The organism is Azonexus sp., assembly GCF_049652925.1.
Lineage (GTDB): Bacteria > Pseudomonadota > Gammaproteobacteria > Burkholderiales > Rhodocyclaceae > Azonexus.
On record NZ_JBASFI010000038.1, the window covers coordinates 1 to 13069 of the forward strand.

Annotated in this window: 13 protein-coding genes and 2 pseudogenes; all 15 read right to left on the reverse strand. The window is 55.7% G+C overall.

Annotated features, from left to right (window positions below):
- Positions 1-92: 92 nt before the first annotated feature.
- Positions 93-320 (reverse strand): annotated as a pseudogene (locus tag WBK19_RS17475) (copper-transporting ATPase); the annotation flags it as partial.
- Positions 321-484: 164 nt separating this feature from the next.
- Positions 485-1534 (reverse strand): annotated as a pseudogene (locus WBK19_RS17480) (transposase); the annotation flags it as partial.
- A 130-nt stretch (positions 1535-1664) separates the two neighbouring features.
- Complete coding sequence (locus tag WBK19_RS17485) at positions 1665-1799, reverse strand: hypothetical protein (protein ID WP_511292021.1); 135 nt, start codon at positions 1797-1799, stop codon at positions 1665-1667.
- An 11-nt stretch (positions 1800-1810) separates the two neighbouring features.
- Complete coding sequence (locus tag WBK19_RS17490; protein WP_511292023.1) at positions 1811-2212, reverse strand: hypothetical protein; 402 nt, start codon at positions 2210-2212, stop codon at positions 1811-1813.
- A 33-nt stretch (positions 2213-2245) separates the two neighbouring features.
- Complete coding sequence (locus tag WBK19_RS17495) at positions 2246-3979, reverse strand: DEAD/DEAH box helicase (protein ID WP_511292025.1); 1734 nt, start codon at positions 3977-3979, stop codon at positions 2246-2248.
- Positions 3980-4238: 259 nt separating this feature from the next.
- A complete protein-coding gene (locus tag WBK19_RS17500; protein ID WP_511292027.1) occupies positions 4239-4619 on the reverse strand; it encodes a hypothetical protein in 381 nt (126 codons plus the stop codon).
- A gap of 92 nt (positions 4620-4711) precedes the next feature.
- Positions 4712-5110 (reverse strand): single-stranded DNA-binding protein, encoded by a 399-nt coding sequence (locus WBK19_RS17505; RefSeq protein ID WP_511292029.1) that lies wholly within the window; start codon positions 5108-5110, stop codon positions 4712-4714.
- 73 nt (positions 5111-5183) lie between these two features.
- Entirely contained in the window at positions 5184-5672 is a 489-nt protein-coding gene (locus WBK19_RS17510; RefSeq protein ID WP_511292031.1) for a hypothetical protein, read from the reverse strand.
- 33 nt (positions 5673-5705) lie between these two features.
- Complete coding sequence (locus WBK19_RS17515; protein WP_511292032.1) at positions 5706-6854, reverse strand: PFL_4669 family integrating conjugative element protein; 1149 nt, start codon at positions 6852-6854, stop codon at positions 5706-5708.
- A complete protein-coding gene (locus tag WBK19_RS17520) occupies positions 6844-7242 on the reverse strand; it encodes a hypothetical protein (protein ID WP_511292034.1) in 399 nt (132 codons plus the stop codon). The genes WBK19_RS17515 and WBK19_RS17520 overlap by 11 nt, the downstream gene beginning before the upstream one ends.
- 77 nt (positions 7243-7319) lie before the next feature.
- Positions 7320-8933 (reverse strand): hypothetical protein, encoded by a 1614-nt coding sequence (locus WBK19_RS17525; protein WP_511292036.1) that lies wholly within the window; start codon positions 8931-8933, stop codon positions 7320-7322.
- A gap of 59 nt (positions 8934-8992) precedes the next feature.
- Positions 8993-9436 carry a hypothetical protein gene (locus WBK19_RS17530; protein ID WP_511292038.1) on the reverse strand — a complete coding sequence of 148 codons (444 nt, stop codon included), beginning with the start codon at positions 9434-9436 and terminating at the stop codon, positions 8993-8995.
- Between the two features lie 47 nt (positions 9437-9483).
- Positions 9484-10083, reverse strand: coding sequence for an STY4526/YPO1902 family pathogenicity island replication protein (locus tag WBK19_RS17535; RefSeq protein WP_511292040.1), 600 nt, complete (start codon positions 10081-10083; stop codon positions 9484-9486).
- A gap of 62 nt (positions 10084-10145) precedes the next feature.
- Positions 10146-12035 carry a ParB family protein gene (locus WBK19_RS17540; RefSeq protein ID WP_511292042.1) on the reverse strand — a complete coding sequence of 630 codons (1890 nt, stop codon included), beginning with the start codon at positions 12033-12035 and terminating at the stop codon, positions 10146-10148.
- Positions 12032-12931 carry a ParA family protein gene (locus tag WBK19_RS17545; RefSeq protein WP_511292044.1) on the reverse strand — a complete coding sequence of 300 codons (900 nt, stop codon included), beginning with the start codon at positions 12929-12931 and terminating at the stop codon, positions 12032-12034. Before WBK19_RS17545 ends, WBK19_RS17540 begins: the two co-directional genes overlap by 4 nt.
- Between the last annotated feature and the right edge of the window lie 138 nt (positions 12932-13069).

The following is a 13069-nucleotide window of genomic DNA, read 5'->3' on the forward strand; positions in this document are numbered from 1 at the left end:
GTTAATCGTGTCGGACCTCTTTCGTCCAACCGTGATGTCATCTTAGGATTCTGATACCAACAGGATGCTGACCTCTGCGTTACATTATTGAAAGCTTTGGTGACCACGCTAACACTACTAAAAGGCATCGCAGCACCTGCCACTACCGGATTGAGCATGCCCAGAGCTGCCAGAGGGATACCCAGTACGTTGTAGGCAAATGCCCAGAACAGGCCCTGCTTGATTTTGCTATAAGTCCGACGCGAAACATCAAAGGAGTCGGCAACGAGACGTGGGTCGCCACGCATCAGGGTGATACCTGCGGCCTCCATGGCGACGTCGGTAGCTTCACTTCGCGGCTGCGGTAATGTGCGAGAGTGACTTAAGCAGGTTTTCCATTCGCTTTTCACGTTCAGACGTTCCCACTGTTGCCAATGTGTGACGGGCAATGCAGCACGGAGTACGCATTCGCCAGAAATCAAATCTGCTGTTCGCGACATCTTAGGGCTGAACGGTAGGTAAGCGGCGGATTACTGCGCGTGCGTGGAGTCTTGAATTGACGCCAGTCGCAACGTAGCGCCTTGCCTGCAGGGCAGCGGTACTCGTTGGCGGCTTCATCCCACTGGAAGTCATTGCGGGAGAAGGCGCCGTCATGACGCTCTGACTTATCTCAAAGGGGAATGTGGGGTTCGATGCCCTTCTCTTCGACCATCCAGGCCAACATGGGCGCAGTACCGTAAGCCATATCGGCAATCAGGCGATCCGGAACCAGGCTAAACCGAGATTCGACTCGGTCGATCATGAGTTTGGTGGATTCGACTTCTGCGGTTCGATAGGCCTGCGTCGCTTCCACGTCGAGAATGACCCCATGCGTGGTATCAATCAGATAATTGGTCGAGTAGGCATAGTAAGGTACGCCGCCTTCGGCGCCTGTCCAACGGGACTGTGGGTCGCTGATCGATATCTTGCGGGGGGCTGGCGTACCGGGCAACTCGCTATCGAGTGCCTCCAGATACTCGCGTACCGCATGGGTTCTTGAGGCGGGATCCCCCCACTGTAGCGGCTTCCCCTTGGGGATGCCCTTCTGGCCACTGGCATCGGCCACCACGATACTGGCATCCGAAGCAAATCCTTCTCCTCGGACAAGACCGGCGGCCATACAGCCACGCACCACCTCGTCAAATATCCAGCGAAAGGTTCCGTTCTGCCGGAATCGCCCATGTCGATTTTTTGAGAATGTGGAGTGGTTGGGAATGGAATCTTCGAGACCCAATCGGCAGAACCAACGATAAGCCAAATTGAGATGAACCTCCTCGCACAGGCGCCGTTCAGAACGAATGCCGTAGCAGTAGCCGACAATCAGCATTCTGATCATCAGTTCAGGGGCAATGGACGGACGACCGGTATGGCTGTAGTGACTGGCCAGATGCTGGCGAAGCCCGCTAAGGTCGAGGCATTGGTCGATCCCTCGCAATAAATGGTTGGGAGGAACGAAGCTTTCTAGGTCGAACGAATAAAACAGTCGATCTTGATTCCCGCTCTGCTGACCCATCATCACGGCACCATCAGTAACTATGCGTTATGAATATTTTACCAAGCCGCCTTCCCTATGGGGTGTTTTTCAACAGAATAGGCCGACAGCAGCCCTCTGCCAAATCACCGGACAACGAGATGATAGCGCTTGGTTACGTGCCGTGAGATTCAGTGGTCAACTGATTGGTGATTTCACAGGCCAGCGCCGTACCAAAGAAGACCAGGAACAGCAGCACCAGGAAGTCGCCAACGTCGTTACCAGTCCCGGTTTGGGGATATCCATCCATCGCTGCCTCCTTCAGTGCGGTAACAAGAATGCCTCGCGAAAGTCTTCGGCGCGCCGCTCTAACTCCATGCGGATCTCGTGCGGCCGGCGCAGAACGCCAAAGCGCTGCAGGTTCTGCCAATCGTTTGGGCGATCGCGCTCATCGACCTGACGCAAACTACTGATATCGACCCACTCGGTGAACGACGAAATGTCATGCGCATCTACGATAGGTTCATCGCCGAACCGCTCATCGAACTCGCACTCTGGCACTTCTTCGAAGACATACCAGCGCACCAGGCGCTGGTTGTCATCCACTTCCTCCACAATGACCCAGCCGTGCTCAAAATGGCGCGCTTCAGCGTGGCGCGGGAACAGCGCCGGATGACGGCCGATCGGGATGACCTCAGCCAATGCGTGTGTGTTTTCTGACATGAATGATTCCTCCAGTTCGGTTTCCAATAACTACTATCGGGAAACTGGCGTGCTCAATGACGGAGGTGTCCCGGCTCGGCTGGCCACCGGCGGGCAACGGGCAAGGTGAGCACGCACCGCGTTTTCTACGACAGACTCTTCGATCTCTGTTTTCGAGTTGAGCAGAGCAAAAACCTGCTCGTCGATCGTTCCAGGAATAACCGGAATGATCACGAAAACATCGCGCGTTTGTCCGTTGCGGTAAGCACGGTCCTCGCGCTGGCGCTGCATTGCGGGCGTCCACGGCTGCGAGGCTAATATCACATAGTTGGCGGCCGTCAGCGTGATGCCGACGGCTGCTGCAGAGGTTCCTAGAAACACCCTTACTGCGGGATTCTGTTGGAACGCATCCACTGCACGCTGTCGTGAGCTACCGTTGTCACTGCCCACCAGCGTAACGCAGTCTATGCCGGCATTCTTAAATGCTTCCTTCATAAAGTCAACGGTCGGCATGTACTCGCAGAAGATGATCACCTTGTCCTCTTGCTGCAGGGATTGCACGGTCTCGATCAGAAAATCAGTTTTGATGATTTCGAGATGCTGACGCAGCTTGACGATTTTCGGCATGACCGTCAGCGCCATGTCGGCCAGGATCCGGTGATACTCGTCGAGGCCCTCGGCCGGCATCACATAGCGCACCTGGCGCGTCTTCGCTCCCAGCCCCTTGAGTACCTTCTTCGAGCGCCGCAACATCCAGTCAGCCACCGCCTCGGCCAGCGCTTCGCGCTGCGCCTGGCCACCGCTGTAATGCTTGCGGAACTCACGCAGCTCCAGCATCCCGATCGGATGACCAGTCAGCCGCAGCAAGGTGTGCATTTCGATTTCCCGACTAAGGATCGGCGTCCCGGTCAGCAAGAACTTACGCGGTATTCTTTCCGCCAGGATAAATGCATTTCGGGTTCGCCCGGCATTGTGCTCTTTCAGGTTGTGCGCTTCATCGACGGTCAGCACTTCGAAATCGAGACTCTCGCGCACCAGGCCGCCCAGGCGCTCGAAATTGGCGATGACCCATCGGCAACCATGCAAGGTGCTCATGCGATCTTCGCCGACCATCCCGACGATATCGTTCGGGAAGACCATGTGAATTTCGCGCTCCCAGTTGATGCGCAACGAAGCAGGACATGTCACCAGAATTCGCCGCTCGCCGGCGGCCAGGCGGGAAGCCACCACGGCCTGCCTGGTTTTCCCAAGGCCCATGTCGTCGGCCAGCAAGGCGCCGGTACGGGCCAAAAAGTGCCGAACGCCGGCCGGCTGATGATCCATCAATCCACAATCAATCGCTGCCTTGGCCAGCATGGCCTCATCGACCGGCAAATGCTCCAGCGGCCGTGCGCAACTCGACAGGAATCCACTCCCCTCCTCTTCGCCATCCCCTGCCCCATCACCAAACGAGGGCGCTGCACCAGGTACGCTGATCGGCATCTCAGCCTTGGGCTTCGATGCCAGGTCCTCCAGGTGCATCACGTGCTCGTGAATGAACACATACACCGGATCGACACCGGCAACACGCTGCAGGACGTCCAGGATCTGCGTTGTTGAACCAGGCACTTCCCAGGCATTGGCGAACTTGTGAAAACGCCCACCCAAGGCCCGCATTGCATCAATGAAATAGCTGTCGTAAGCACCGGACACGGCGAAGCGCCCGGGGCGATCCAAGGGGATCACCTGCAGGTCGAGCAGCTCGGTGAAGTAGTCAGATTGCGGCGCCTGCTGGGCGCCATCGATCACCGCCGGCAACGCATCGACATCGAGGTACGCCGTCGGGAACGCGCTGGCCAGCCTATTGGAAAAATCGCCGCCGTCCAGCGGGCTCCGGAAAATCCACTGGCGCCGTGGCGCAAACCAGTGAGCACCGAGCGCACGGAGTGCCGGCGCCGGTGAGTCGAGCGATGCTATCGCTAGGCCGATCCGCCGACCGTCGCAAACCGCGCGCAACACCGCCTCGCGCCGCTTCGGCGCAACGGGCTGTGGAACATACGCCACGGCGTTACGTGCGTTGGGGTTCGTGCTCGACGCTCAGGCCAAGCCTATCCAGCGACGCGAACATGTCTTTCAGGAGATCGAGTGCAGCAGCCTTGAGCTTCAGGTAATTGATCAGCCTGTCACAAGTGCCTTGCTGCAAAGTCCACCAGCGCGATACGTTGACTTCGCTGGTCAGTTGGCCATCAAGGCATTCACGCAAATGGCCGAGCAACTGATGGGCCATGCTGACCACGGACGCCGATTCCGGATTTTGCTCCAGATAGCTGGCCAGATGGTTGTAATGCTCCAGAATCACCGCCGTCAATGCCTGACGCAGGCGATTATCCTGGTCATCAACTGCATAGCGCGGGTCTTTCGGATCGTTCATTGTCGAAATGTAGTTCATGCTTCTCACTCCCGGTGTCGATTTAGTTGCGTGCGGGTGACTGGAACAGCACGTTGCCCGGGGGTTGAGGAAATTCTATGTGGCAGGATGAATCAAGCGGTGGCGCCTTCGGTTGCTTCGCGCTTCGGTTTCACCGTAATCGATTCGAGGCGGTTGAGGCACAACGTCACTTCATCGCCAATGATCTGGAAGCCCGGAACCTTGATCTCTGTTCCATCAACCTTGTATTCGAACTCGCGCAAGCGACCTTCCACCTTGATCCGCATGCCTTGACGCAGCAGACGTGCCGCTTCTTCGCCGCGTTTGTCCCAGAGCGAAACCTGCATCCAGAAACCACCGCTTTGGGTGTACTCCTGCGATGCTTCGTCGTACTGATACTCATCGAAAAAAACGCGCATTTCTGCAACCTTGCGGTCTTCGTTGCCAACACGAATCGTCTTAAGCGTCGGGGAAGTACCCAGATTACCTTTACCAACAAACGAATTAGGCATTGTGATTCTCCATAGCGCCGATTTATAAGCCCGGATCAGTGTTGGCGCAGCACACTGGCGGGAGAAAAACTGCTCAGGCAGGATCGTCACCGAACTGGCTGGCCTGCGCCTGATACCGCTCAGCCGCTCGCAGTGCTCCGCGTGTCGCTGATTCCTCCGCGTTCAAACGGATGGCATGCTCGGTAGCCTGCCGATACCACTGTTCCAAGGTTGGCAACTGCTCAGCAAAACGTGCCGGCATTTCATCCCAGGACATATGCCGTTGCGTCGCAACTTCGCGCCACCGGATGGAGTGTTGCTTGTATTTCTGATCCACGTCCGGGCGGCGATGTGTTCCAAGATAGAACGCGTAGCCCGGCACCTTCCGCGATGCGTCGGTCAGCTCAGCCATCTCGGCGTGGATCTGGTCAAGCTCAGCGGCCAGCGTTACGACATCGATGCGAGCATTGGCACGCCTTGCGCGTCCCTTACCCGTAAAGGCCTTTACGTCAGCACTGTGTTGACACGGCTTCATGAGTGCCGCGCCGTAACCACCCTTTGCCTCAAGATTCCGCTTTTCCATCACCCCTCCTTGCGCCATGTTCAGCATCCCATGTCACAGCAGGGCATCGGTTGCCGCATCAGTTGCCGCAGCATCCGTCTCGGCCATGGCCAGCTCCTGACCAATCCGAGCCAGCAGCGCCCGTTCTGCTTCAGTCAATTGCGTGTGGCGGCGTGTGTGCGGCGGCAGCACCTTTCCGGCAAAGATGTCCGGCGGCACCGCACCAAAAATTGCAGCAACCGCCTGCGCCCGCTTCTTCCCATCTTCATCCGCTGTCGGCAGGAAATCGGCCCGGCACAACTTGGCCAGTTCCGGACGCCACAGGAAACGGTTGAAACGCGCAATCTCTTCCGTCCAGCCACGAATGCGTCGCGTCATGTTGCGGATAATGTCGTACCCCTCAACATCGGTCAGACGGCCTTTGCGCACTGCAGTCTTGATCACACGGACGGTGTAGTCATAGTCCACTACCAGCTCAGCCAACATGAAGCCATACGGGCTGGTGAATTGCAGCGAGACGCTCTTTGGATCGGCCGACTTCAACACCGTGAAGGTCAGCCCTTTGGCTTCCATTTGGCGCAGCTTACCGAGATGTGTATCAGTCAGTTGCTGCAGTTCCCGGCCATATTGCTGCATCCCCTGGGTCGCCCGCAGCAGTGCCCAGTCGGCATAGGGATTGTCATGCGCGGTTTGCACCCAGAAGCTACGCAGTGCGGCAGCACAAAACTTGGCGCCAATGATTGGCTGGAATTTGCCGTCAGGATCCTTGCGTCGCCCCATGAACAAGCGAAAGGCTTCCTTGGTGTGCAGCAACATCTGGTCTTCGCCCTCATTGACCAGGCGCCCAAGATTGCGAACCTTGTTTGCATCGATGTACTGCACTTCCGACTCAGCACCTTGCTCCAGGCGATAGGTCAAGCGCGATTTCTCAAGACGCTCCTTGCGATCCTGTAAGGCTGCGTAGCGTGGCCACCGAGGATCCTTATCCGGTTCGTCCATCGCATCCAGTTCCGCCAACAGTACCTGCTCTTTGGTGATCGAGTAGCCATCACCAAAGGGCGAATCTGGTTCAGTTAAAAACTCAACACGACCCCAGATCGTATCGACTTCGCCGATCGGCGGTGGATCAACCTTCTTCTTACGTTGGCCCGTCCCCGGCGCCGTGCGGCGGGGAGCGCGTACCGATGTTTCTTCAGTGCTCATGGACAACTCCTTCTTGATTCAGCGGATAAACCTCATCGAAGATTCTCGACAAGGCAGGAAGCGGCGTAATGCCAGGAATGACGTCAGCTGGGGCTGGCGGCTGCGCCAGTAATTGACGCAGCGCATCGACGTTGATGTGATAGCGCGTCGTTGTGTTCGGGTGTTCCTTCAGTTCGACCAAACCGAGGCTTTCGAGCTTCTTGATGGAACGCAGCACTGTGCGATGCGCAACCCGGCCACCTAATTTCGCGGCCAGATCCCTATGGCTGATCGCAATGAAAATTTGATCAGCTTGCTGGCTCAATAAAACGGTCAACACAGAAACGGTGCTGTAATCACCAGATAAACGGTCCATCAAGTTGCTGAAGAATGCGCTAGCGGGAAACATTCGTTCTCCTTAGAGTTGGCGCGCCAAATTGGCGCAATGTTTCAAATATAGACATTGCGCCGAATTGGCGCAATAGATCACAGGGCACATTTTTCAACCCCCGCGAGCACATTCATTCCAAACGTTTTCAGTTGCTCACGGAAGAAGGCTGGAACGCCAGTCCGTGGCTTTGCCTTGGGTGATGCTGGCGATCCCGACATGCCAGTTGGCAACTCATTACGCGCCTGTGCAAGTGCGGCTTCATTCTGTTTTTGTCGCGCACGCCTAAGCGCTTCATCAATGCCAGCGGCCGGGACAAACTCTCCTTGCCGTGCCCGATTGACCAGGCTGGCCAGATAATTGAGCGGCACTCTGACCTTGCCTTGCCGCAGTTGGCCAGCCCATTCGTCGGCGACATGTTGTGCCGCTGCCAGATCCGGCAAGGTCGCCAACATGGCATAAGCGGAAGCCTTCATGTCACGGTGCAGGTTGTCTGGCAACACCAGAGCACTGGCATCCAGTAGAGCGGGGTTTCCTTTGGGCACCAAAGAACCACTACTACCTGCAGCTTCTATCGCTGTTACTCCAGTTGAGTTAAGGACAGGTGGTTGTAGGTGTACACCTATCTGTGTACTAACTTCGTTAACAGAAGTGCCGAAACCCGCAAGCTTGTTTGCTGGTTTCGGAATATCCAGTTTGCTGGTTTCGGCAGGTCTGGAATGTACGTTTCCGCCATTCCAGTTTGCTGGTTTTGGAATGTCTGGAATGTACGATTCCGCCATTCCCGAAAAATCAAAGGCTTGTTGGCGCCTTGCTGCATTGATTGCACCTGGCACCGAACGAATTACCTCCGTCGAGGTGTGCGCGGCGCGAGGTGCTTCTGTGTCGGCACCAGGTACGACTCGACGTTGTCTTGCCGCCAGAGCTTTGGCCAGTTGCGCCATGTTGATGCGTGACAAGGTACTTGGTTGGACGCCGCCACTGGTTGTTTCATCCAGAATACCCAGCGTCTTGATGATGTTCCTGGCGGTGCGCAGACGCTTTTCGGTAATGCCCAGGTGCTCGGCGCTCTGGACAAGTGGTAAATCGAGCCAGCCGTCGCCGGCATCCAGTTCGCGTTGGCTACCGTTGAGGGTGCAATGCCCCTTGATCGCATCACGCTCAGCCGTACGTTGTTTCTGACAAAGGTCAGATAGATAGAGTGCCGCAGTAACCGAACCGGTCAGATCAGCAAAACCGCGTAGAAATGCTACAGGTCGGCCGAGTAATGCCAGCGTCGTGCGGTCGCTCCAGTGCCAGGTTGAGAAAGTACGATGCGCATATTGCGCGATCGCCTTACCTAAGGCGTCGAGATCGACCCGATAGTGCATGCGTGCCGGGGCGCCCATGAGGCGCTCTTCGACACAAGCGCATTGCCGCAGATAGGATCGAGCGGCATCCTGTTCATAACGGGATAGCCCCGTGCTTTTGCGCCAATCCCTTCCCGTATGCCAGAACCAACCATCACGCTCTGGCCGTTCGCCAATGTATTTGCGGGTCCAGTACAGCATTTGGCTCAGCATGAGCGCGGCCTTGGCCGAGCCAGTGACTTGCTGCAGCACTGGATAATAGAGAATGTAGCGTTGAGAAATTGGCGCAAGCAGTGTCTCGATGTGCGTGCGGGTCGCATCACCGGCAGCGCCAGCATCCCGATTAGAAATCTCAGAGGGCATGGTGCCAGGGCACCCGCTAGGCGGGGCTTGCCGACGGGCTACCATGTCGACTGAGAGTCTCATCGTGTTAGCGGGATTCCAGCGGCGGCACGCCGCACTTGGCGCTCGGCATGCAAGCGTTGTGCGTGAGCTTCCATCGCAAAGCGTAGTTGCGGGAAGACGATGCGATAAGCGAGAGGTGTATTCGGTGCCCGTCGTTCTTCGAGCAGGCCCAGTGCGCGTAACCGCGCACGCGCTGTTTCTTGTTCCCGTCGCGATAGACCCGTGTCAAGCAGCCATTCCGCCTGGCTCTTGATAAACCAGCCCTCGCGGTCTCCACCTTCTTCGGAGACATGATAGATCGCATAGGCAAGCCACAATGCAGCGCTGACGCTGCCCGTGACATCAATGTAGATCCGGTTAAAGACAATGGGCGTCTGACCGAATAGCTCCAAGAGCAAGGTCGGATTGACGCTCTGCTCCCGCGCCAAAAAATCGTCTTCAACGCTCGGAATGTCATCCAAGGCCGCGTGAGGCCTGCGGCACGATGGGCTATTTAGTTCCGCCATTGCTAGCTGCTGTTACGTGCGGAAGCTGACCGGCCAGTGGCCGGAGGCTTCATGTCGCCGAACTCATTGACGACGGACCAGAGTTGATTGAGCGGGTGCTCGAGAAAAAGTTGGTGCAGTTCAAAAAACTGCTGTCGTTCGGGATGGGTCTTACGAATCCTGTCCCATGCAACATGAATGCGTTCGCGGACTTCAATATCCGGCATCGATGGCCGCCCAACTGATTCGTGTTCCGGGCCGCACAGCGATGCACGCATTTCTCGCAGTTCGCTGCTGTTGCGCTTGAACATGCGAGCCAATAAGCCGGAGGGCAATTGGTGTGTGACGTAGTATTCCAGCAATTTCTGATCGCGCACAATGTCGTCAAGGCGAAGAAATGCGGTGGTGAGTTGGCGTGGATTGATTTTGATCTCTATCGTGATCGACGAGTCTTTCGCGATCCGCGCGATTTCACTCATGCTACGGGTGCGTAATGCCTCGAGCAATTCATTGGTCATTCCACTCTGCAGCAGTGGCTGAAACTCGCCGAGGTCAATCAACCCGACGAAGTATCTTAAGACCGTCCAGCGAACCTCTGCATCATCTACGGGTATCGTATTCATGACTTTGCTCAACACTTTTCAAACGATTTTGCTGATCTGGGCGCGCCAGGCGACCGCTGTGATTATTCGAGTCCTTGGAGATCGATCAATTCTTCGGTAATGCCTTTCTCGACTCGATATTGATGGAGGCATTTACCCCACTTGTCATAGGACTGGCAGAACGACATCCAGGACGACACAAGCGTGGGGTTGCGCAGTACAACCAGCAAATCATCCTGGGCCAGACTCATATCCATGGTGCGGGCAGTGACACCGCCGAGATTGCCGTCCCAGATGTTGTAGAGCACGTCCATCGAATCGAACGGGATCAGCGCAGCTTGACGCCAGGTCGATTCTTCGGGAAGTCGAAGTGCGAAGGGAAGATAGGAGGTCGGCTTACCTACTTTGGTGACGATGACGCCACCCAACTGCCCTGAAAGCAAGGCGATCATCCGATAGCCGATCGCGCGAATTTCAAGTTGTTCCGCCGTCAGTACACCGAGTTCTGGATCCGGCAGATTCCACAGGCCAAAATCTCGCGAAGTGAGAATTTCTGGAGGCAATTCAAGCCAGAAGAGATACGGAATTTGACTGTCTTCCGAAAAGCGCAGCCATTGGCCAATGTGAGTCAGGTTGCACCAGTGCTCAAGCTTGTCTGCAAATTCTTTCGACACGCTTTGCATCAGCTCATCGCTTATTGCTTCAGCCGAAGTCGAGGTTGAAGCAGGATTTACAACGTCCTGGCCAGCGTCGTTATGTTCGGCGCCCACGGGCGATGGAAAAACGGCACTGGCGTTCTTTGCGACAGTGGATTTTTGAACAGGCGCCTTCGGTGTAGGCGCTTTGGAAGGCGGTAATACATTGGTGCTTGGTACTGGCTGTTGCGCCTGTGGCGGCACTGCATCGGAGTCGCTATTGTGACCGTGGATCAACGCATTCAAGGCATCTGCGGACAGGCTTTCCTTGCCAGAAAATGCAGTAAATATCCGCTTTGCTGCGACAGGATTGAGTTTGAGAATATCGGCAGCCAGTTCATCGAGCCTTTGAAGCAGTTCATCCAGGACGGGGCCGCGCAAGGGAATAATGCTGCTAACATCGTTGAGAGTCTGGGCGCGTGCTTTGAGGTCTTCAGCGAATGCCGCCATGAGAGCTGGCGCTGCCTTTGAGAGGCGTAATTGATATTCGCCGGAAAGATTCAGTGTCTTGGCCAGGTTTTCATATTGCGCATATCGGCGCTTGATCGTATTTACGTTGTCCTGTGTCAGCCAAGGGCCCAATACATCAAGGTTTTTCTCTGCGAAAGCGAATAGCAGAACGATCGTATGTTGTACCAACATCCCCATTTTGGCTGTTATTGAGGAAATTTCTCGTGAGGTAAGTGAACGTCCTTCGGACGTTTCAATTTCTTTGGTCAGCATCATTAAGCCCCGCGCCTTCTCGATGAAGAGCGTGTCACCGCGCGCTTCGTTTTCGATGAGGTGGCTGGCCATGATGTCGGCCTCGCTCTTCCAGCCTTGGTAGATGCAATTGATTTGGTAGAACCGCTTGTTACCAGTCTCTGCATACAGTTCATGCAAAATCTGCAGACGGGTGTTTCCACCCATATAAAGCATGTACTCCGTTGTTCCGGGGCGCTTCGTAACCGTCAAATTCCCCTGCAGACCACCCCGATCGCGAATCGAAGCCTTGATTTCGTTATATTTCGGGTTGGTCGAGGTGCGCGGATTCCTGTCATACGGCAGAATTTTGTCGATCGGCAGAACCATGAAGCTGCCGTCGTGCTCATCACCTGGTCGCAGATCCTTGGAGGTGCTTTCCGGGCCGCGTTGAGAGATATTGGCTGCAAGCTCTTCTTCGCTCTGGCCCTTGATGCGTAGCGATAATTTTGTTCGAGAAGTCACGTTTTTAATGGCCTCACCAATGGGAATTGAATGTGGGACGTACATCGGCTTAGTAATAATTTTGGTGCTCATGGCAGTCGTCCATCGGCATCTTCAGGTTCGTTTGCGAACTGCGTCACATCAATGAGCCCGTGGCAATTCGGTGCGACGCTGCCTGCCAGTGATGGAATCAACTCCCAGACCAACTGATGCATGGTGGCGCCAGCTCGTGTGGGATCGGACCAATGAACCGGAAGTTGAGCTGTTGCCGCTTGCTTGTAAGCAACGGCGTGGGGGACCGTTGCGTCGAGTACATCGACGCGGGCTCTCAGGTTGACGTATTCGCTACGGATGGATTTCGCAATATCGCGACTATCCTTGGTCCGTTCCATTCGGTAGATCACGGCCTTCATGGGAGGAACCGTGATGCCCATGTCAGCACTGGGTTCAAGGCGGTTCAATAACTCCAGCGTGCCGCTGGTGAATTCTCTGGCCGTCAGAATATCGGGGGAGACGGGGGACAGCAGCACGTCGGCGGCCAAGACGGCAGCATCCTGCAGGTGGCCAACTGCACCCTGCGTGTCGATCAAGACGACATCGTATGCTTCGTCAATGTAAGGGCTGCGCACGGCTTTGCGGATCCGGATGGCACGGTCAATACGTTGTGCCAGCCAGTCCTGCAAAGTGCCCTCTGGTGCGTTGGCCACAATAATGTCCAGGCAACCATCAGGATTAAGCGCTAAGCCGTCAGGGCCATGGAGCTCGATATGCGATATGCAGTCCGGGGTAATCGCGCCTCGTTTGATGATTTCGGACAGGCCGAACTCGGCGCGCTTAACAATTTTGTAGTATCGGGTGAGAGATGGCTGAACGTCGGCGTCAATGAGCAAGACGCGAACTCCGAGGTCAGCCAATAGAGCGCCAAGATTGGCGCTGAGTGTGGTTTTTCCGACCCCACCCTTTGTGGAAACTACAGTAATTCCGATCATGACGTCCTCAATAAGTTATTACGATGAGGACGAATGGATATTCCGTTTTTGCCAACCGAAAAAGCGCCATTTTTATGACTTGGTCATATTTCAAAATGCGCGTCTTCCTTATGGGTAATAAATTACCCATTAGCATGT

What these genes read in the sequence shown, in the direction of transcription:
- WBK19_RS17545 (WP_511292044.1), bottom strand. Translation starts at nt 12,931, where the DNA reads ATGATCGGAATTACTGTAGTTTCCACAAAGGGTGGGGTCGGAAAAACC.
- WBK19_RS17510 (WP_511292031.1), bottom strand. Translation starts at nt 5,672, where the DNA reads ATGGAAAAGCGGAATCTTGAGGCAAAGGGTGGTTACGGCGCGGCACTC.
- WBK19_RS17500 (WP_511292027.1), bottom strand. Translation starts at nt 4,619, where the DNA reads ATGAACTACATTTCGACAATGAACGATCCGAAAGACCCGCGCTATGCA.
- WBK19_RS17505 (WP_511292029.1), bottom strand. Translation starts at nt 5,110, where the DNA reads ATGCCTAATTCGTTTGTTGGTAAAGGTAATCTGGGTACTTCCCCGACG.
- WBK19_RS17525 (WP_511292036.1), bottom strand. Translation starts at nt 8,933, where the DNA reads ATGCCCTCTGAGATTTCTAATCGGGATGCTGGCGCTGCCGGTGATGCG.
- WBK19_RS17520 (WP_511292034.1), bottom strand. Translation starts at nt 7,242, where the DNA reads ATGTTTCCCGCTAGCGCATTCTTCAGCAACTTGATGGACCGTTTATCT.
- WBK19_RS17515 (WP_511292032.1), bottom strand. Translation starts at nt 6,854, where the DNA reads ATGAGCACTGAAGAAACATCGGTACGCGCTCCCCGCCGCACGGCGCCG.
- WBK19_RS17490 (WP_511292023.1), bottom strand. Translation starts at nt 2,212, where the DNA reads ATGTCAGAAAACACACACGCATTGGCTGAGGTCATCCCGATCGGCCGT.
- WBK19_RS17485 (WP_511292021.1), bottom strand. Translation starts at nt 1,799, where the DNA reads ATGGATGGATATCCCCAAACCGGGACTGGTAACGACGTTGGCGACTTC.
- WBK19_RS17540 (WP_511292042.1), bottom strand. Translation starts at nt 12,035, where the DNA reads ATGAGCACCAAAATTATTACTAAGCCGATGTACGTCCCACATTCAATT.
- WBK19_RS17535 (WP_511292040.1), bottom strand. Translation starts at nt 10,083, where the DNA reads ATGAATACGATACCCGTAGATGATGCAGAGGTTCGCTGGACGGTCTTA.